General features: G+C 36.3%; 19 protein-coding genes. 14 read left to right on the top strand and 5 right to left on the bottom strand.

The genetic code is table 11. From position 1 onward, the window contains the following. Positions 1–7: 7 nt before the first annotated feature. The 5 genes from FNW52_RS17855 to FNW52_RS17835 all read right to left on the bottom strand — a co-directional run bounded on the left by FNW52_RS17855 (position 8) and on the right by FNW52_RS17835 (position 5,690). A complete protein-coding gene (locus FNW52_RS17855) occupies positions 8–1,480 on the bottom strand; it encodes an ATP-binding protein (RefSeq protein ID WP_255515641.1) in 1,473 nt (490 codons plus the stop codon). A gap of 2 nt (positions 1,481–1,482) precedes the next feature. After that, positions 1,483–2,037, bottom strand: a complete 555-nt coding sequence (locus tag FNW52_RS17850) for a CopD family protein (RefSeq protein WP_143378842.1) — start codon at positions 2,035–2,037, stop codon at positions 1,483–1,485. After that, the gene (locus tag FNW52_RS17845) at positions 2,024–3,379 is read right to left on the bottom strand and encodes an MATE family efflux transporter (protein ID WP_143378841.1); all 1,356 of its coding nucleotides are present in this window, start codon (positions 3,377–3,379) and stop codon (positions 2,024–2,026) included. The genes FNW52_RS17850 and FNW52_RS17845 overlap by 14 nt, the downstream gene beginning before the upstream one ends. Positions 3,380–3,562: 183 nt before the next feature. Then, a complete protein-coding gene (gene hemH, locus FNW52_RS17840; protein WP_143378840.1) occupies positions 3,563–4,579 on the bottom strand; it encodes a ferrochelatase in 1,017 nt (338 codons plus the stop codon). Positions 4,580–4,817: 238 nt separating this feature from the next. Beyond that, positions 4,818–5,690 carry an AraC family transcriptional regulator gene (locus FNW52_RS17835; protein WP_143378839.1) on the bottom strand — a complete coding sequence of 291 codons (873 nt, stop codon included), beginning with the start codon at positions 5,688–5,690 and terminating at the stop codon, positions 4,818–4,820. A gap of 228 nt (positions 5,691–5,918) precedes the next feature. Here FNW52_RS17835 and hemA point away from each other — a divergent pair, with 228 nt between their 5' ends. From hemA to FNW52_RS17765, 14 genes are all read left to right on the top strand, one after another. Next, a complete protein-coding gene (gene hemA, locus FNW52_RS17830; RefSeq protein ID WP_143378838.1) occupies positions 5,919–7,175 on the top strand; it encodes a glutamyl-tRNA reductase in 1,257 nt (418 codons plus the stop codon). Further along, positions 7,175–8,092, top strand: coding sequence for a hydroxymethylbilane synthase (hemC, locus tag FNW52_RS17825; protein ID WP_185966031.1), 918 nt, complete (start codon positions 7,175–7,177; stop codon positions 8,090–8,092). Before hemA ends, hemC begins: the two co-directional genes overlap by 1 nt. Before the next feature lie 66 nt (positions 8,093–8,158). Further along, positions 8,159–8,821, top strand: a complete 663-nt coding sequence (locus tag FNW52_RS17820) for a uroporphyrinogen-III synthase (protein WP_143378837.1) — start codon at positions 8,159–8,161, stop codon at positions 8,819–8,821. A gap of 99 nt (positions 8,822–8,920) precedes the next feature. After that, a complete protein-coding gene (hemE, locus tag FNW52_RS17815; protein ID WP_143378836.1) occupies positions 8,921–9,946 on the top strand; it encodes a uroporphyrinogen decarboxylase in 1,026 nt (341 codons plus the stop codon). 72 nt (positions 9,947–10,018) lie between these two features. Continuing rightward, positions 10,019–10,402 (top strand): hypothetical protein, encoded by a 384-nt coding sequence (locus FNW52_RS17810; protein WP_143378835.1) that lies wholly within the window; start codon positions 10,019–10,021, stop codon positions 10,400–10,402. Between the two features lie 279 nt (positions 10,403–10,681). Further along, positions 10,682–11,212 carry a GNAT family N-acetyltransferase gene (locus tag FNW52_RS17805; RefSeq protein ID WP_143378834.1) on the top strand — a complete coding sequence of 177 codons (531 nt, stop codon included), beginning with the start codon at positions 10,682–10,684 and terminating at the stop codon, positions 11,210–11,212. Then, positions 11,209–12,198: an oxygen-dependent coproporphyrinogen oxidase gene (hemF, locus tag FNW52_RS17800; protein ID WP_143378833.1), complete on the top strand. Its 990-nt coding sequence runs from the start codon at positions 11,209–11,211 to the stop codon at positions 12,196–12,198. The genes FNW52_RS17805 and hemF overlap by 4 nt, the downstream gene beginning before the upstream one ends. Before the next feature lie 11 nt (positions 12,199–12,209). Further along, positions 12,210–12,572 (top strand): protease inhibitor I42 family protein, encoded by a 363-nt coding sequence (locus FNW52_RS17795; RefSeq protein ID WP_185966030.1) that lies wholly within the window; start codon positions 12,210–12,212, stop codon positions 12,570–12,572. A 22-nt stretch (positions 12,573–12,594) separates the two neighbouring features. Further along, a complete protein-coding gene (gene hemB, locus FNW52_RS17790) occupies positions 12,595–13,605 on the top strand; it encodes a porphobilinogen synthase (RefSeq protein ID WP_143378831.1) in 1,011 nt (336 codons plus the stop codon). A 199-nt stretch (positions 13,606–13,804) separates the two neighbouring features. After that, the gene (locus tag FNW52_RS17785; protein WP_143378830.1) at positions 13,805–14,275 is read left to right on the top strand and encodes a methylated-DNA--[protein]-cysteine S-methyltransferase; all 471 of its coding nucleotides are present in this window, start codon (positions 13,805–13,807) and stop codon (positions 14,273–14,275) included. Between the two features lie 169 nt (positions 14,276–14,444). Further along, the gene (locus FNW52_RS17780) at positions 14,445–15,158 is read left to right on the top strand and encodes a 3'-5' exonuclease (RefSeq protein ID WP_143378829.1); all 714 of its coding nucleotides are present in this window, start codon (positions 14,445–14,447) and stop codon (positions 15,156–15,158) included. A 72-nt stretch (positions 15,159–15,230) separates the two neighbouring features. Continuing rightward, complete coding sequence (locus FNW52_RS17775; protein ID WP_143378828.1) at positions 15,231–16,670, top strand: nucleoside recognition domain-containing protein; 1,440 nt, start codon at positions 15,231–15,233, stop codon at positions 16,668–16,670. Between the two features lie 92 nt (positions 16,671–16,762). Continuing rightward, on the top strand, positions 16,763–17,341 hold the full coding sequence (locus tag FNW52_RS17770; RefSeq protein ID WP_143378827.1) for a Crp/Fnr family transcriptional regulator: 579 nt from the start codon (positions 16,763–16,765) through the stop codon (positions 17,339–17,341). Between the two features lie 92 nt (positions 17,342–17,433). Further along, positions 17,434–17,850, top strand: coding sequence for a 4-oxalocrotonate tautomerase (locus tag FNW52_RS17765; protein WP_143378826.1), 417 nt, complete (start codon positions 17,434–17,436; stop codon positions 17,848–17,850). The last annotated feature ends 10 nt before the right edge of the window (positions 17,851–17,860 follow it).

Raw genomic sequence — 17,860 nt, 5'->3', positions numbered from 1 at the left:
TGCTGGTTTAAGTGTTAATGATGGGGAGGGTAACCGTAAAGATGGTTCCACTTCCAAATTTGGTTTCAAAGGTAATTGTTCCTTTGTAGTTTTCGATAATGTTTTTTATAATTCCGAGGCCTAAACCCATTCCGCTATTTTTGGTGGTAAATTTGGGTTCGAATATGGTGTTGATATGGCGAGGGTCAATTCCGGTTCCGTTATCTTTGATGGTAATGACAACTTCATCTGCAATTCTTTTGATGGTAACCAACACCATTTTAGTTTCCTGATCTTCTGGTATGGCTTGCGTGGCATTTTTAACCAAATTGGTAATGACTCTTATGAGTTGGGTGCGGTCTATTTTTGAAATAATTTCTTTTTCGGCACATTCAAAAACAATATAATCTTCATTAAAAATATCCAAAGTAAGTGCTGTGACTTCTACCACATTCAAGACTTCATTTTGTTGTGCAGGCATGGAGGCAAAATTAGAAAAGGCAGCCGCAACGGAGCTCATGGTGTCAATTTGTTGTATTAATGATTCGGAGTAATCGTTTAATTTTTGTTTAATATTAGGATCTTCGGGATTAAATTTCCGCTGAAAACTTTGTACCGTGAGTCGCATTGGCGTAAGCGGATTCTTGATTTCGTGAGCCACTTGCTTTGCCATTTCTCTCCAAGCCAAGTCGCGTTCGTTCTGGGCGAGTTTTATGGCGTTTCTTTCGAGTTCTTGAATCATTCTATTGTAGGCAGTCAATAGCATGTTTATTTCTTTGATCTTTGCCGAGTAAGGAATAATTTCATTTTTTTGACCTAAACTGGTTTCGCTCAGTTTTTTCGCAAAATCATTGATGGGTTTGGTTATAAAAGAGGATAAGAAATAGGCGAATGCAAAAGCCACAACAATCATAAAGGTGTAGACTTGTGCCAAATGAATTAGAAAATTGTTTAATTCTTTTTCATAATAACCATCATCGGGGATATTGGGCAAAAGAAGTATTCCGATGGGTTTGAATTTTTTATTTTTTATCAAACTATAGGAAGAACGGTACTTAATGCCATCAATGGTTTTAACATCTACATATCTTTTATTGATTGAGGATTGTACCAATCGAAGAATGAATTTTGAAATGGTAGGGGAAAGCGGTTCTACAGAAAAGGATTCTTTAGACGATTTAAGTAATTTTCCTTCTAAGGAATATATTTGAATTTCAGCATTTTGAATGTCTGATACTTCATGAATTTTATCCTTAAAAATTAATTTGATATTTTCATTGGTTAAAGGATAGGTCGTATTCGAAAGAACATAATTGATGTGTTTTTTTACATAACGCTCTATGTTTTCTACCCGTCTTTGATTGTACTCTTTGGCAACACTTTTGTATTGAAAGATGGAAATGGTTATTAGCAATATAGAGGTTGCAATGATCAGCATAACCATTGAAATGAAGATTCTAACGCGTAATGAAACTAAAGGAAGCTTAAAATTTTTAAACATAATTACGATTTATTTCGCTCTCTTATTTTTTTATAAAATTTAAAACCAAGCATAATAGTAATCGAAAATAAAAAGATACCCACGACTCCATAAATCCAATTCACGGCATTTTTTAATATTACCAAAAAGACAACGGCAAATAAAATGATAGTCGCACCTTCGTTCCATAATCGCATAAAATTGGTGGTGTATTTTACCTCGTCGTTTTGTAACTGATTGAATATTTGCTGACATTTTAAATGATACAGATACAGCACAAAAACAAAGCCAAGTTTTACATGCATCCAAGGCATTTGTAGCCAAGTGTTGCCAATATCGGTAAAAAATAACATCCAATAAGCAAAAAAGCTAGCCAATACAGCGGATGGCCACGTGATAATGTACCACAATCGGTACGACATAATTTTATACTGTTTTTGAAGAATTTCTTTTTCGGGAGATGGTTTATCGGCAGCTTCTATTTGGTACACAAATAATCGAACGATATAGAATAAACCGGCAAACCAAGTAATTACAAAGATGAGGTGTAACGATTTTAAGTAATTATAATACTCCATTGGTTGTTGTGTTTTGTTTGAAATTCATTTCTTTTTTTAGAAAATAACCGGTAACGAGTGTTGAAAAAACATCGGCAATTGGAAATGCGATCCAAACTCCAAAAATACCTAAAAAATTTGGTAATAAAAGTACTAGCGGAATTAAGAAAAAACCTTGTTTGGTCAATGTCAACAGTAATGCTTTTTTTGCTTTTCCGGCCGCTTGAAAATACGCAGCCCCGATGAGTTGAATGGCGATAATGGGAGATGCGGCAAAAACCCAACGCAAAGCTTCGGGTGTTTCTGCAATGACTTTCGGGTCTGTAGTAAAAACGGAAACTATCGGTCGGGCAAAAAACAGTATGATTACAAAAATGACAGTGGCTAAAATGGCGGAGTATTTGATAGAAAGAGCTATGGTTTCTCGTACTCTTTGGGTATTTTTTGCTCCATAATTATAGCCTGCAATGGGTAGAAATCCTTGTGTGATTCCCAAAACAGGAAACAAAGCAAACATCAACATTCTGCTGATAATTCCGTAAACGGTTATGGAATGTTCTCCTCCATAAGTATATAAAGTGTGATTCAATATGATGGCCAATACGCTCACAACCCCTTGTCTGGAGAAAGTAACAAAACTCAATTCGGTGATTTCTTTTACTATGGGCAACTGAAATTTAAAATGTCGGGTTTGTAATTTTAATTCACTTTCGGATACAAAAAACCAAAGCACAAACAAAAAGCACATAAAATAAGAAATAGATGTCGCCAGTGCCGCTCCAAAGATGCCTAAATTCAGGAGCTTTATAAAAACAATATCCAAAAGGATGTTTGCAATTGCTGGAATAATCATGGCTACCATGGCAAATTTTGCTTTTCCTTCGGCCCGAATGATATTATTTCCCATCATGCAAAGTGCCAAAAACGGAACGCTAATTATGATGGGTATAAAGAATTCTTTGGCGGGGTTCATAATCGCCCCCTTAGCTCCAAAGAGCAATAGCATTTGATCACTAAAAATAAGTCCTAAAACAGAAAAAAGAGTAGACAACAGGAAAGTCATCATGATTTGGTTTCCAAAAACCTGTTTGGCTTTTTCCTTGTCATTGGCACCTAAAGCCCTGGAAAGTACGGATCCTCCGCCCACGCCAATTGCCATTCCTAAGGATGAAATCAAGAACGTAATGGGTAAGACAACAGTTAGCGCTGCAATGGCAAGCGAGCCAATCCATTGTCCCACAAATATGGTGTCGATAAGAATGTTAACCGACATGAATAAGATGCCAATAGAAGAAGGAACTGCTTGTTTGATCAAGAGTTTCCTTATGTCTTGCGTTCCTAATTCTTCGGAGGTTACGGCCATTTAGATTTTAGATTTATGATTAACGATTTATGATTTTAGATTTTGACCCGATGGCGATGTTTTTTGATTTAGATTGATTATTGAATTAGCAAAGTAATTTTAATTCCTTATTTTAAGATGCTACAGAAATCAGCTCCCGAAAGCTTTCGGGACACAAATCGTTAATCAGAAATCAGCAATCAACTATCCTTTCGCCCATTCATTAATCCATTTGCTTACTGTAGCACACCATTCGTCACTATCATTCAAACAAGGAATGGCCAAGAAATTTTCTCCGCCGTGTTCTTTGAATTGGTGGTTGGCTTCCATGGCAATCTCTTCTAATGTTTCTAAACAATCCGCAACAAAAGCAGGTGTTACCACGGCTAGATTTTTAATTCCTTGCTCTGGCATTTTATTCACTTCAACATCCGTGTAAGGTTCGAGCCATTTGTCTCCCGCCAAGCGTGATTGAAAAGTTTGGCTGTATTTGCCTTCGGGAATTCCTAACGCTTTTACTACTAACTTTGTGGTTTCATAGCATTGGTGACGGTAACAAAATTCGTGTGCTGGCGATGGAGTGCTGCAACAAGAACCGTCAATTTTGCAATGTGATTTGGTTATATCGGTTTTGCGAATATGACGCTCTGGAAGTCCGTGATAAGAGAACAAAAGATGATCATAACCAAATCCATCCAAGTGTTTTTGAATAGAATCGGACAAGTTTTTGATGTAATCAGGGTTATTATAAAATGCGGGAACAGAAGAGAATTTCATGTTAGGGAAATGCTCTTTTCGGACTTCTTCCGCCTTATCAATAACGGTAATCGTAGACGACATCGCGTGGTGTGGATACAAAGGAAAAAGTAATACCTCGGTAACGCCTTTGTCGTGCAATTCCTGAAGGCCTGCAAGTAAGGAAGGATTTCCGTAACGCATCGCCAAAGCTACTGGAACATTGGCTTGAGGTTTCACTTTCTCGTACATTCTTTTGGAGAGTACCACTAAAGGCGAACCTTCTTTCCACCATATTTTTGAGTAAGCTGCAGCCGCTTTTTCAGGTCTGTTTCTTAGAATAATGCCACGAACCAATAATGCTCTTAACAAATACGGAACATCAATCACGTATTTGTCCATTAAAAATTCATCTAAATAGGGTTTTACATCTTTGGGAGTTGGACTTTCTGGAGAACCTAAATTGATTAATAATACGCCTTTCATATTTCGTTTTTTTGATGTTTCAAAAGTAACTAAACTTACTTTTGGATAAATTAGAGTTAACTATTTTTTAATTATTGTTGGATAGAGGAAATAGATTTATTTAAAAAGGATTAAAAGTTAAAGGAGACACAGATTACACAAATTTACACAGATAACTGTTATACGTAAATCACTCAATACTAATCTGTGCTAATTTGTGAAATCTGTGTCAGTTTTTTTTATTGAATAATTACTTTTTCTAAACATTCGAATTAATCGACATCAAATATTTCTTGGGTGTCGTGGCAAATTTCTTTTTGAATGCCGCTATAAAATGACTTCCGGTACTATATCCAATTTTCAATCCCACTTCATTAACATTGTAGGAACCACTATCCAATAATTGACGAGCGTAATCCATTTTGTAATCAAAAAGAAAACCATAAACGGTGTCGCCATAAATTTGCTTGAAACCCATTTTTAGTTTCTTTAAAGTCAATCCTACTTGGTCAGCCAATTCTTGTAGTCCAGGAGGTTCGGCCATATTGGCAATCATAATTTCTTTGGCTTTTTTGATTTTATAAACATTGTCTTCATCTATCAAAAACGGACATTGTTCTGCATTGGGGTCTTCGGAACGATTAAAATACAAACTCAGCAATTCGTATCCTTTGCCTTTGTAATATAAATTCTTGATAGAAGGATTTAAATTATAATGAAACAACTGACTTAAAACAATAGCCATGGATGGGCTAATATCACCCTCTTTATAATATTTCTTATCCTTATTCTCTTCACTCAAAAACGGAATATGTCCAGCATCATTAGAAAATAATCTATGAAATTTTTGAATCGAAATTAAAATAGAGATGACCCAAGTATTTGGTGCTAATTCTAAATTGAGCGGTAATTCTTTTTGGGGATTGTAGAGCAAATAAGACTTCTCTTCGTTCAAATCCAAGATATAGCTCCCTTGATTGAAAATGAATTTGGCTTTCCCTTTTAATCCAAAATGAAATTGAATTAAGCCGTTACTTACTTCGTGTTTGGCCTGAAAAGTTTCTAAACCATCGTTTTGAAAACGAATCAGAGTAAAATCATCTTCAATAGTTATAATTTCTTGTGAACCCATAGCGATGTTTTTTTTGTGAAAATATGATAATTATCAAGTATTTTTATTTAGAATCATTCTGAATAAAATGAATTCTAACCCTTGATAACAGTACAAAAATAGCAGTTTTTATTCTAAAACAACGATTTAAATCTAAAAAAGCATGTAGCGATACAAAAAGAACTTTTAGCGTTACTTTTATCGAAACTATAGTAATAATTTTGTTGCACTTTAAGTGAAAGTGTATATATGGAAAATCATAACGTTTCGAAGCATCACTATTTTTATTCAATTGGCTTAAGCTACAAAAAAGCCGATGCCGAGATAAGAGGTAAATTTAGTTTAGACACTTTAGCTAAAACCCGCTTGTTGGAACAAGCCAAAAATGAGGGGATTCAAAGTTTATTTGTGACTTCAACCTGTAATCGAACAGAGATTTACGGTTATGCGGAGCATCCTTTTCAGTTAATCAAATTACTTTGCGAGAACAGCAACGGTACTGTTGAAGATTTTCAAAAAGTAGCCTACGTCTATAAAAGCCAAGAAGCCATTTCTCATTTATTCCGAGTAGGAACGGGCTTGGACAGTCAAATTCTAGGTGATTTCGAAATCATTAGCCAAATAAGAAACGGTTTTGCCGAAGCAAAAGCTCTAGGATTAGCCAACGCTTTTATGGAAAGATTGGTCAATGCAGTGATACAAGCCAGTAAAAAAATCAAAAATGAAACTGAAATAAGCTCTGGTGCCACTTCGGTATCTTTTGCATCGGTTCAATATATTATTAAGAACGTTCCAGATATTGGAAACAAGAATATTTTACTTTTCGGAACAGGGAAGATCGGAAGAAATACCTGTGAGAATTTAGTAAAACATACCAAAAACGAACACATCACTTTAATCAACAGAACGAAAGACAAAGCTGAGAAATTGGCGGGGAAATTGAATCTTATCGTTAAAGATTACTCGGAATTGCATCTTGAATTGCAAAAAGCCGATGTGGTGGTTGTGGCCACTGGCGCTCAAAACCCAACGATTGACAAAGCGATCCTGAATTTGAAAAAGCCATTGTTGATTTTGGATTTGTCAATACCTAAAAATGTCAATGAAAATGTGAAAGACCTTGAGGGCGTTACTTTAATTCACATGGATCATTTGTCGCAAATGACCGATGAAACATTGGAAAACAGAAAAACACATATTCCTGCTGCCGAGGCTATTATCGAAGAAATTAAAGAGGAGTTTTTAGCTTGGACGAAAGGAAGAAAGTTTGCTCCTACTATCAATGCCTTGAAAGACAAGCTAAACGCGATTAAAAATTCGGAATTGGATTTTCAAAGCAAAAAAATTTCCAACTTCAATGAAGAACAAGCCGAAATTATAAGCTCTAGAATTATCCAAAAAATAACCACTCATTTCGCCAATCATTTAAAAAATGAAGACACTATGGTAGATGAGAGTATCGATTGGATCGAAAAAGTTTTTCAAATACAAGCTATTGCAAAATAATGAATAAAACAATACGAATAGGAACCAGAGATAGCGAACTCGCACTTTGGCAAGCCCACACAGTCGAGAAAAAACTAAATGATCTAGGCTATAAAACCGAAATCATTGCCGTAAAATCCCAAGGCGATATCATTCTTGATAAACCGTTGTATGAACTCGGAATCACTGGGATTTTTACCAAAACACTTGATATTGCCATGATTAATGGTCAAGTAGATATCGCAGTGCATTCCATGAAAGACGTTCCTACTGCTTTGCCTATTGGGATTGTTCAGGCCGCCGTTCTGGAAAGAGCCAATACCTTAGATATTTTAGTGCATAAAGGAAATCTTGATTTTCTTAACGAATCAGGAACCATTGCAACAGGAAGCTTGCGCCGTCAAGCCCAATGGTGGAATAAATACCCCAATCACACCGTAGTCGATTTGCGTGGAAACGTAAATACCAGAATGCAAAAACTACAAGATAGCGATTGGAACGGAGCTGTATTTGCTGCTGCGGGACTAGAACGCATCAACCTTAAACCTACGGATTTTATCAATCTAGACTGGATGATTCCTGCACCTGCGCAAGGAGCGATGGTTGTTGTGGCTATGGCAAACGATGAGTTTTCGAGACAAGCGGTAGCCGAATTAAACGATATTGATACCGAAGTGTGTACCCATATCGAAAGACAATTTCTAAAAACCCTCGAAGGCGGTTGTACCGCACCAATTGGAGCTTTAGCCGTATTTGTTGAAGATGATATTTTGTTTAAAGGAGTCTTGTTTTCTATCGATGGGAAACAAAAAATTGAAGTTGAGAAAACAATTCCAATGCAAGAATGGAAAAAACTGGGGTATTATATGGCCAAAGAAATTCTTGATAATGGAGGAACTGAATTAATGGCGACTATAAAAGAGAGTTTGAAAAAATAAAGTTCTAGCAACCCTTTCAGAGTTTTTAACTCTGAAAGGGTTGCTAGGCTACTATAAAAACAAAAAATGAGTAAAACAGTTATATTATCTACTAAAACCCTTTCGGATATTCAGAGACACGATCTTTTGAAAGCCGATTTTGAAGTATTCGAGGAGGATTTCATTTCGACTAAGAAGCAAGAATTCGAGCTCAATGCCATCAACGACAATTTGATTTTTACCAGTCAGAACGCAGCACAAAGTGTTTTGGAAAATTCGAATGTTGACGATTTGAAAACCAAGAATGTTTTTTGCGTTGGACTAAAAACAAAAATTCTATTATCCGAAGCTGGGTTCAACGTGGTTGCCTACACGGGATATGCTGCCGACTTAGCCGAAATTATCGCTTTGATTTATAGCCAAGAAAGCTACACTTTCTTTAGTGGAAATCTGCGTAAAGAAACACTACCAAAAGCTTTGGCAGCCGCAGGGATAAAATTCAATGAGATTCAGGTTTATGAAACGCTATTGACTCCGATAAAGATTAAGGAGAAAATCGATGCAATTTTGTTTTTCAGCCCTTCAGCCGTTGAAAGTTACTTGAAAGACAATGTTATAAAGAAAGAAATTTGCTTTTGCATAGGCGAAACAACCGCAGAGGCATTAGATAAAATAACAAAAAACATTATAGTTGCAGACCAACCCAGTGTTGAAGACGTAGTTGAAGATGTAATCGAAGAATATAAATAACCCTAATCCCGTCGCGGAATAGAATAGAATAGATTAATAAACAAAACATCGCGTAATTAATTAGTGAAAATTAGTGTAATTCGTGTTTAAATAAACATTATGATTAAGAACGACCTATTTTTAAAAGCTTTAAAAGGAGAAACAGTACAACGTCCGCCAGTTTGGATGATGCGTCAAGCCGGAAGATATTTACCGGAATTCATCGCTTTGCGTGACAAATATGATTTTTTTACCCGTTGTCAAACTCCGGAATTGGCCGCCGAAATCACCGTGCAACCCATTCGTAGAATCGCTCCCGATGCCGCTATTTTATTTTCGGATATACTTGTTGTTCCACAAGCTATGGGAATCGAAGTGTTGATGAAACCTGATTTTGGACCATTTTTACCAAATCCTATTCGTACCATTCAAGACGTCGAGAAAGTGATTGTTCCTAATATTCAGGAAACTTTGGGTTACGTGATGGATGCCATCAAGTTGACCAAAGAAATGTTGAATGATGAGGTGCCGTTAATCGGTTTTGCAGGTTCTCCTTGGACTATTTTTTGCTATGCAGTAGAAGGAAAAGGTTCAAAAAGTTTTGATATGGCCAAAGGATTTTGTTTTTCGCATCCAGAAGCAGCTCATGTTTTATTGCAAAAAATCACCGATACCACGATTTTATACCTAAAAGAAAAAGTAAAAGCGGGAGTAGATGCCGTTCAGATTTTTGATTCTTGGGGTGGAATGCTTTCTCCTGTTGATTATCAAGAGTTTTCATGGAAATACATCAACCAAATCGTTGAAGCTTTGGCCGATGATGCACCGGTTATTGTTTTCGGAAAAGGATGTTGGTTTGCTCTTGGCGAAATGGGAAAAAGCAGAGCCTCGGCTTTAGGAGTGGATTGGACTTGTTCTCCAAGAAATGCAAGATACCTTTCTGGTGGGAACATCACTTTACAAGGGAATTTTGACCCTTCGAGATTGCTATCTCCAATACCGGTTATCAAGAAAATGGTACATGAAATGATTGATGAATTCGGAAAAGACAAATACATCGTGAATTTAGGTCACGGAATTTTACCGAATATTCCTGTAGATCATGCCAAGGCGTTTATTGATGCAGTGAAGGAGTACGGGAACTAGTAAGAAGTTTTTAGTCCCAGTTTTCAGTATGCGAAGACTGCGACTGAAGACTGCGACTGAAGACTGAAAATTATGCTAAACAAAGGCTTAAGAGACCAAGAAAGTATTCGAATTGACAACGTGCTCAAAAAGCTGATGTCATTGGTTTATGTGCCTAAATTTTGGAACTTAGAAGACCTGCTGTATGTGGAAAATGAGTTAAAAGACTTAGGAATGAATATCGAGAGTCTTCGTGATTTCGACGAAAAAGAATTGATTGCCCATTTGGAACGCCTACATTTTGATTGGAATCATTTCGAGTTATTCGCCGATTTTTTAATCGCTTTTTCAAAAGAAAGTCAATTTGATTTTTCACAAAAAGCTATTGCCATTTACAACTATATCCAACAAGAAAGTAAAACTTTTTCGTTTGGAATAAGTAACAAAATAGCTAACGTAAAGACTAATTTTAAATAAAAGCAGGATATTTAGCCAATCGTAGTTTTGGTGATTCTCATTTTAAAGAGTTAATTTTAGAATATTTAGGAAAGTTTAGAAGCACTAAAAGGGATTCATTGATGTTTTAATCAGACCTAAATTTTTTACTATTCTTACTGATGTTAAGAAGAAAAACAAAGTTGCTAATTTGTTGAAGTCAATAGAGGTGTGGCTAAAATAATATCAGTTATAGAGTATTATTAGAGATTGGTTTAAATGCTTTTTGCTTATTTTTACTCACTTTCTTAAAAAGAATAAATGCATTATACAAAATCATTCCATATTGCCCTACTGGATGACAAAGACGCAAAAAATCTGAACGAATTAATGGTTTCTAATGCCGAAAGATTCAAAAGATATTTTCCTAAAACACTATCCAGCAATTTGACTTTAGAAGATTCAGAGCGTTATATCATTGCTAAAGCATTGGAGTTACAATCTAACGAGAGTTATACATTTGCCATAAAAGAAAAGGCTACCGAAAATATTGCGGGTCTTATTATCGTCAAGAAAATTGATTTTGAAACCCGACAAGCCGAATTGGCTTATGGCATAGGAGCACAGTACGAAGGGAAAGGTTTGGTTACTTTTGCGGTGAAGGAAGTTTCAAACTTTGCATTCAATGAATTAAACTTGAAAACGCTTCAAATTATATCCCATAAAACAAATTTAGGAAGTGTTAAAGTAGCAGTAAAGTCTGGATTTGTTTGGCAAAGAACCTTGCCGGATGAGTTTACGCCAACCAACGAACTTCCATTGGATATGGAATTATATGAACTAACAAAATGAAAGAACAATTTTACGCCTACATACAAAATCTTCAAGACCAAATCTGTAAAGGATTAGAAGCCGTTGATGGTCAAGCAAAATTCCGTGAAGACCTTTGGGAGCGACCTGATACTTCGGCAGGACTCAGTACAGGAGGCGGCGGAGGAAGAACTCGCGTAATCGAAAATGGAGCCGTTTTTGAAAAAGGCGGTGTCAACATTTCAGCAGTACATGGAAAACTTCCGGAAGCTATGCAAAAAATGTTCAATGTAGGCGAAGCTGATTTTTTTGCCTGTGGATTGAGTTTGGTTTTGCATCCAAAAAATCCAATGGTACCTACCGTTCACGCCAATTGGCGTTATTTCGAAATGTACGATACTTCGACTTCGCTCAGTACAAGTTCGACTTCGCTCAGTACAAGTTCGACTTCGCTCAGTACAGAGCCTCGAAAAGTAGTCCAGCAATGGTTTGGAGGAGGACAGGATTTAACTCCCTATTATTTGTTTGAAGAAGATGCGGTTCATTTTCATCAAACCTGTAAAACGGCTTGTGACAAGCACAATCCCGAGTTTTACCCAAAATATAAAAAACAATGCGACGCCTATTTTTGGAATGCGCATCGGAATGAAGCCCGAGGTATTGGCGGATTGTTTTTTGATTATTGCAAGGAAAATGAAGATATGAGCATGCAAGATTGGTACAATTTTGTGACCGAAGTAGGGAATAGTTTCCTAGAAGCTTATGTTCCGATAGTCGAAAAAAGAAAAGATCTACCTTATACTGCCGAAAACAGAACGTGGCAAGAAATCCGTCGAGGACGTTATGTCGAATTTAATTTGGTACACGACAAAGGCACATTATTTGGCTTAAAAACCAACGGAAGAATAGAAAGTATCCTGATGAGTTTGCCTCCACACGTGCAATGGGTGTACGACCACCATCCTGAAGCAGGAAGTGAGGAAGAGAAATTAATAAAAGTATTAGAAAATCCTAAAGAATGGCTTTAAAATCAATAAATATGAGAAACCTATCAATCCTTTTTTTAACACTTTTTTTTATGTCTTGTAAAGCTCAAAAAAATCCCAAATTTGACTACATCATAAATAAAAAGGATGTGCTCGAAATTAAATTAGAATCAAATCCTACAACAGGATATTCTTGGAAATGGATAAAAAGCGAGTCCAACAAAATGTTAGATTCTATTGACGCAATTTATGTCCCGACAAAGGTTTCAAATGGTGTTGTTGGCAGTGGAGGTACGGAGATCTTTAAGTTCAAAGCAAACAAGAGCGGAATTGAGTCTCTTACATTCGAATATTGCAGATCTTGGGAACAGCATTCAGCTGTAACAGTTAAAAAGTTTATTATTAAGGTAAAATAAGTTTCAATTAAAAATATATCCTATGTTCCCATTACACAGAAATAGAAGATTACGCGTCAACGAAAGTATTCGTTCATTAGTTCGTGAAACCACATTAAGTCCAACCGATTTTATGTTTCCGATGTTCATTGCCGAAGGAGAAAATGTTGCCGTTGCCATTCCTTCTATGCCTGGAATATTCCGTCGTTCGATTGATTTGACGGTAGCCGAAGTCAAAGAAATTTATGCTTTAGGAATACGAGCCGTTAATATTTATGTAAAAGTAAGTGAGCATCTAAAAGACAACGCAGGTCATGAAGCTTGGAATCCAAACGGATTGATGCAACAAGCCATTCGAGCCATCAAAGCGGCCTGTCCAGAGATGGTTGTAATGCCAGATGTGGCATTGGATCCCTATTCTATTTATGGTCATGACGGAATTATTGCCAATGGCGATGTTGAAAACGATTCTACCGTAGCCGCTTTGGTAAAAATGGCTGTTTCGCATGCACAAGCGGGTGCCGATTTTGTGGCGCCTTCGGATATGATGGATGGTCGTGTGTTGCGTTTGCGTGAAGGATTGGATGCTGCAGGGTTTCATCACGTAGGGATTATGAGTTATTCGGCTAAATATGCTTCGGCATTTTACGGGCCTTTCCGCGATGCCTTAGACAGTGCGCCAAGAGACACAATGTCTGATGCTGAGCCTGTCGAAGTACCAAAAGACAAGAAAACCTATCAAATGGATTATGCCAACCGCATCGAAGCGATCAAAGAAGCTTTATCTGATGTAGAAGAAGGCGCCGATATGGTGATGGTAAAACCCGGAATTGCGTATTTGGATATCGTTCGCGAAGTAAAAAATGCCGTAAATGTTCCCGTAACCGTTTTTCATGTATCAGGCGAATACGCTATGATCAAAGCCGCTGCCGAAAGAGGTTGGTTGGATCACGACAAAATCATGATGGAGCAACTCATGTGTATCAAACGTGCAGGAGCTAGTTTGATTTCTACGTATTTTGCCAAAGAAGCCGCTATACTTTTGAATAAATAAGCATCCTGAGTGTAGTCGAAGGAAGGAGCTATCCAGATAATTATCGGGAGCGGCACGTAAGGATTTTTACTATTATTGGGGCTAAAAAACAAGAACCATTTGTGTAAGCGAATGGTTCTTGTTTTTTTTCATCCATTTTAAATTCTTTGCGAACTTTGCGATAACTTTGTGTACTTTGCGGTTAAATCGATTCAAAATTATGGAAACAGTCTACATCAAAACGCCCTTGGGAATCACCACAATCATTGGAGATGAAAACGGCATTTCGTCGATTTCCGTTTCAGATGAAGGAACTGTTTCGACCATAATTCCAACCATTTTAGAAGAAGCTGTTTCGCAACTCAACGATTATTTCGAAGGGAAACGGAATCATTTCGATTTCAAACTGAATCCAAAAGGCACCGAATTCCAACAAAAAGTCTGGAAAGCATTATTGGAGATTCCATACGGGAAAACCAGAACGTATCTAGAACAGTCCAAAATTTTGGGAGATGTCAAAGCGATTCGAGCAGTAGCTTCGGCCAATGGGAAAAACCCACTTTGGATTGTTGTTCCTTGCCACAGAGTAATTGGCTCCGATGGATCACTCACAGGTTACGCAGGAGGATTATGGCGAAAAAAATGGCTGTTGGAACACGAAAATCCAACTACGCAACAAAGTTTATTCTAGAGAAATAAACACGAATTACGCGAATTAACACGAATTAAATCAATAAATTTAGAAGGTTTAAATCAAGATTAAGTTTACTTCGTCCGTTCGCTATCGCTCGTGTGTAATAATTTTTTGAAAACAAACCAATTCGTGTTAATTCGTGAAATTCGTGTTTAAATAAGTCATTATGATTGAAAAAATAAACCTCAATAACATTCTTTTCCTCGATATAGAAACCGTTCCTGAAGAAGAGAACTTCAATTCACTCGATGCTGAAATGCAATCGCTTTGGGAGCAAAAGACCTTATATCAACGGAAAGACGAGTTCTCAGGCGATGAGTTTTACGATCGTGCCGGAATCTGGGCTGAGTTTGGAAAAATCGTTTGTATTTCGGTGGGGTATTTTACCATCAAAGGGGATATTCGGAATTTTAGGGTGACTTCCTTTTTTGGGGACGAGAAGAAAATCCTAAACGACTTCAATAATTTGTTAAACAATCACTTCAATCAGCCGCAACACGTTTTGTGCGGGCATAACGCCAAAGAATTTGATATTCCGTTCCTCGCTCGCCGTATGATTATCAATCAAATTGCGATTCCCAATAAACTGAATCTATTTGGTAAAAAGCCATGGGAGATTCCACATCTAGATACTTTAGAGTTGTGGAAATTTGGCGATTATAAACATTTCACATCTTTAAAGCTATTGTGTAAAGTGCTCGGAATCCCTTCGCCAAAAGGTGACATCGACGGTAGCCAAGTTGGTCATGTTTTTTATGTGGATAAAGATATTGACCGTATTGTGACTTATTGCGAAAAAGACACCATTGCAGTAGCGCAGATTTTCCTCCGCCTAAGAAGAGAAGATTTATTGATTGAAGACGAAATTATTCATGTCTAATGATTTTTTATTGATATTGATATTGTAATTGACATTGCAATTGATTTATTACATTTACAAAAATTATAAATTATGGTATTAAGTAGATTTTGGCTCGTTATTTTCATTTCTTCGATTGTATTTGTTGTTATTAGTTTGTTTTCTGGGAACAGTTACACGATTGATTTTATTTTGAATGGAAAGAAAGACGATCCAATTTTACTTTCCGAAAAGTATATCCATCAAGTGCCTCTTTTTATCAAAGACAGTATCAAAAATGCGCCAGACCAAACGATGATCATCAATAGAGATACCATCAATGCGGATACGACTTATGTTTACAAAAACAAAACCGTAAAAATCTTCAGTGGCGTTCAAAAATCAGACGGATTATTGCCTACATGCAAAAGTACCTTACTCGATTTAATTATACCACTTATTGCCTATTTGGCATTCTTCTGTGGATTGATGGAACTTTTAATCATTTCTGGAGCGACTGAAAAACTAGCAATAGTATTGAGTCCAGTGTTCGTAAAAGTGTTTCCTAGTATTCCCAAAAATCACCCTTCGATATCCTATATGACCTTAAACTTTGCCGCAAATTTCTTGGGATTGGATTCAGCTGCTACACCATTTGGGTTAAAGGCTATGCAAAGTTTACAAGAAATAAACCCCGAAAAAGATAAAGCCAGTGATGCTCAAATTATGTTTATGTGTCTCCATGCCTCGGGACTTACTCTAATAGCAACTTCTATTATTGGCTATCGCGCTGCTGCTAATGCAACAAACCCTGCCGATGTAATGTTGCCTTGTATTATAACTTCTTTTATCGGAACAATTGCTGCTTTTCTTATTGTTGGAATTAAGCAGAAAATTAATTTCAAAAGCGCATCATTAGTAATTGGGTTAATGGTGTTAATTGCTGCCATTGTAGGTTTGTTGATGTATGTGAACCATTTGGATTTAATTGGTAAAAATTATTTTACATCAAATCTTTCAGCATTGATATTGGTAGGAATTATTGCTTTTACTTTGATTTTATCATTTGTTAAGGAAAAGAAATTTGCTGAGGCAAACACTACTGTTTATGAGACATTTGTGACAGGAGCCAATAATGGCGTTAAAACGGGAGTTACCATTTTTCCTTATGTTTTAGGAATGTTAGTGGCTATTTCGTTATTCAGAAATAGTGGTTTATTTGAAATTATTAGCAACTGGATTGCTTTTGCTTTTTCTAATATGGGAGTAAGTAAAGAAATTACCGATGCTTTACCGGTAGCATTGCTTAGACCTTTTAGTTCCGCAGGATCCCGAGGGTTTTTAATTGATTCGATGAATACTTTTGGTGCCGATTCAATGACTGGAAGATTAAGCAGTATTTTTCAATGTAGTGCCGAAAGTACTTTTTATGTGATTGCGGTTTACTTTGGTTCGGTTAATATAAAAAATACGCGCTACGCTTTAGGAACGATGCTTCTAGTTGATTTTATTTGTGTAATTACCGCTATTTTGGTGGCGAGTTGGTTTTTTTAAAAGAGGGGGAATATTATAAGTCGCATTGTTGGTGGCAAGGTTACTGCAACACCTAAAAAGACAAGAAACCAAAAAAATAGACCGAAATAGAAATGGAAAAAGCCTATCAACAACTTAAAATGTTTTTAGAGGAAAATACAACTTTAAAAAAAGAAAATATTGAAATCGTTTCTTCATTATTCAAATTCAAAAAAGTAAAAAGACACGAAATTCTTGAAAAAGAAGGACGAATCTGTAAACATTTTTATTTTGTAGCCAAAGGTTGCATACGTCTTTATGAAATTGATAAAAAAGGAAATGAAGTGACTGGCTTCTTTGCATTAGAAGATAATATTTTAAGTGCTTTACCAAGTTTTATTACCCAAAAACCATCTATAGATTTTCTTGTAGCACACGAGCCGTCAGAATTATTGGTTATTGATAGAGAAGCGTTTTTTAAAGCAATTAATGATTTTCCAGAATTTGCAACTTTATATCACAACTTTATGGAATTTGCTTTTATACATTCACAAATGAGAATTTATAGTTTTCTGGGAATGGAAGGAATAGACAAATTACGTTGGGTTATAGAACACGAACCAAAATTACTTACTCGTGTTTCAAGCAAATCAGTTGCGTCTTATTTAGGAATGACAAGCTCTACATTAAGCAAATTAAAAGCTAAACTCTAAAACGTTGTCTTATGACAACTTTTATTTTTCTACTACTTCCCACCTTTGCATAGTTGTTAACAATTAAGTTATCAATTTAATAATTAGTAATTATGCCAATTACACTCACTCTCACAGAAGGGGTTCTATCACAAGGAAAGATAGAACAAGCTATTGAAAAATTAACTGAATCATTTCTCGCACATCACAATATGTCAGGAAATACAGTAATGACTAGAAATGTAACAGCTCACGTAAACATTATTCCTAATGGGCTGTCATTTGCGGCTGGAAAACCAGTTGAAGGTGCTTGGATAGAAACAAAAACACCTTCTTTTGCACTTGCTGACAACAAAATTCAAGAAAGTTTCTTCAATGAAGCTACTCAAATTATTCACAATCTTACTGGCGGAGAATTATCAAAACAGAAAATATGGGCAAATGGTGTACATACTGTTGATGGTACTTGGAATATTGATGGAGTTCCTTTGACTAACGCAGGAATTGGCGAAGCAATTAGCAAAGGTTAAAACTGTAAAT

The sequence above is a fragment of the Flavobacterium sp. ZT3R18 genome (assembly GCF_007097385.1).
GTDB lineage: Bacteria > Bacteroidota > Bacteroidia > Flavobacteriales > Flavobacteriaceae > Flavobacterium.
Note: the sequence above shows the minus strand (reverse complement) of the source record. Positions and strands in the feature narration are given on the sequence as shown.

Bases quoted from the DNA above. Each gene is read 5' to 3' on its own strand.
- FNW52_RS17810 (WP_143378835.1), top strand. From the start codon at position 10,019: ATGCTAAACAAAGGCTTAAGAGACCAAGAAAGTATTCGAATTGACAAC.
- FNW52_RS17780 (WP_143378829.1), top strand. From the start codon at position 14,445: ATGATTGAAAAAATAAACCTCAATAACATTCTTTTCCTCGATATAGAA.
- FNW52_RS17805 (WP_143378834.1), top strand. From the start codon at position 10,682: ATGCATTATACAAAATCATTCCATATTGCCCTACTGGATGACAAAGAC.
- FNW52_RS17795 (WP_185966030.1), top strand. From the start codon at position 12,210: ATGAGAAACCTATCAATCCTTTTTTTAACACTTTTTTTTATGTCTTGT.
- hemF (WP_143378833.1), top strand. From the start codon at position 11,209: ATGAAAGAACAATTTTACGCCTACATACAAAATCTTCAAGACCAAATC.
- FNW52_RS17775 (WP_143378828.1), top strand. From the start codon at position 15,231: ATGGTATTAAGTAGATTTTGGCTCGTTATTTTCATTTCTTCGATTGTA.
- FNW52_RS17770 (WP_143378827.1), top strand. From the start codon at position 16,763: ATGGAAAAAGCCTATCAACAACTTAAAATGTTTTTAGAGGAAAATACA.
- FNW52_RS17785 (WP_143378830.1), top strand. From the start codon at position 13,805: ATGGAAACAGTCTACATCAAAACGCCCTTGGGAATCACCACAATCATT.
- FNW52_RS17850 (WP_143378842.1), bottom strand. From the start codon at position 2,037: ATGGAGTATTATAATTACTTAAAATCGTTACACCTCATCTTTGTAATT.
- hemH (WP_143378840.1), bottom strand. From the start codon at position 4,579: ATGAAAGGCGTATTATTAATCAATTTAGGTTCTCCAGAAAGTCCAACT.
- FNW52_RS17835 (WP_143378839.1), bottom strand. From the start codon at position 5,690: ATGGGTTCACAAGAAATTATAACTATTGAAGATGATTTTACTCTGATT.
- hemC (WP_185966031.1), top strand. From the start codon at position 7,175: ATGAATAAAACAATACGAATAGGAACCAGAGATAGCGAACTCGCACTT.
- FNW52_RS17765 (WP_143378826.1), top strand. From the start codon at position 17,434: ATGCCAATTACACTCACTCTCACAGAAGGGGTTCTATCACAAGGAAAG.
- hemE (WP_143378836.1), top strand. From the start codon at position 8,921: ATGATTAAGAACGACCTATTTTTAAAAGCTTTAAAAGGAGAAACAGTA.
- FNW52_RS17855 (WP_255515641.1), bottom strand. From the start codon at position 1,480: ATGTTTAAAAATTTTAAGCTTCCTTTAGTTTCATTACGCGTTAGAATC.
- hemB (WP_143378831.1), top strand. From the start codon at position 12,595: ATGTTCCCATTACACAGAAATAGAAGATTACGCGTCAACGAAAGTATT.
- FNW52_RS17820 (WP_143378837.1), top strand. From the start codon at position 8,159: ATGAGTAAAACAGTTATATTATCTACTAAAACCCTTTCGGATATTCAG.
- hemA (WP_143378838.1), top strand. From the start codon at position 5,919: ATGGAAAATCATAACGTTTCGAAGCATCACTATTTTTATTCAATTGGC.
- FNW52_RS17845 (WP_143378841.1), bottom strand. From the start codon at position 3,379: ATGGCCGTAACCTCCGAAGAATTAGGAACGCAAGACATAAGGAAACTC.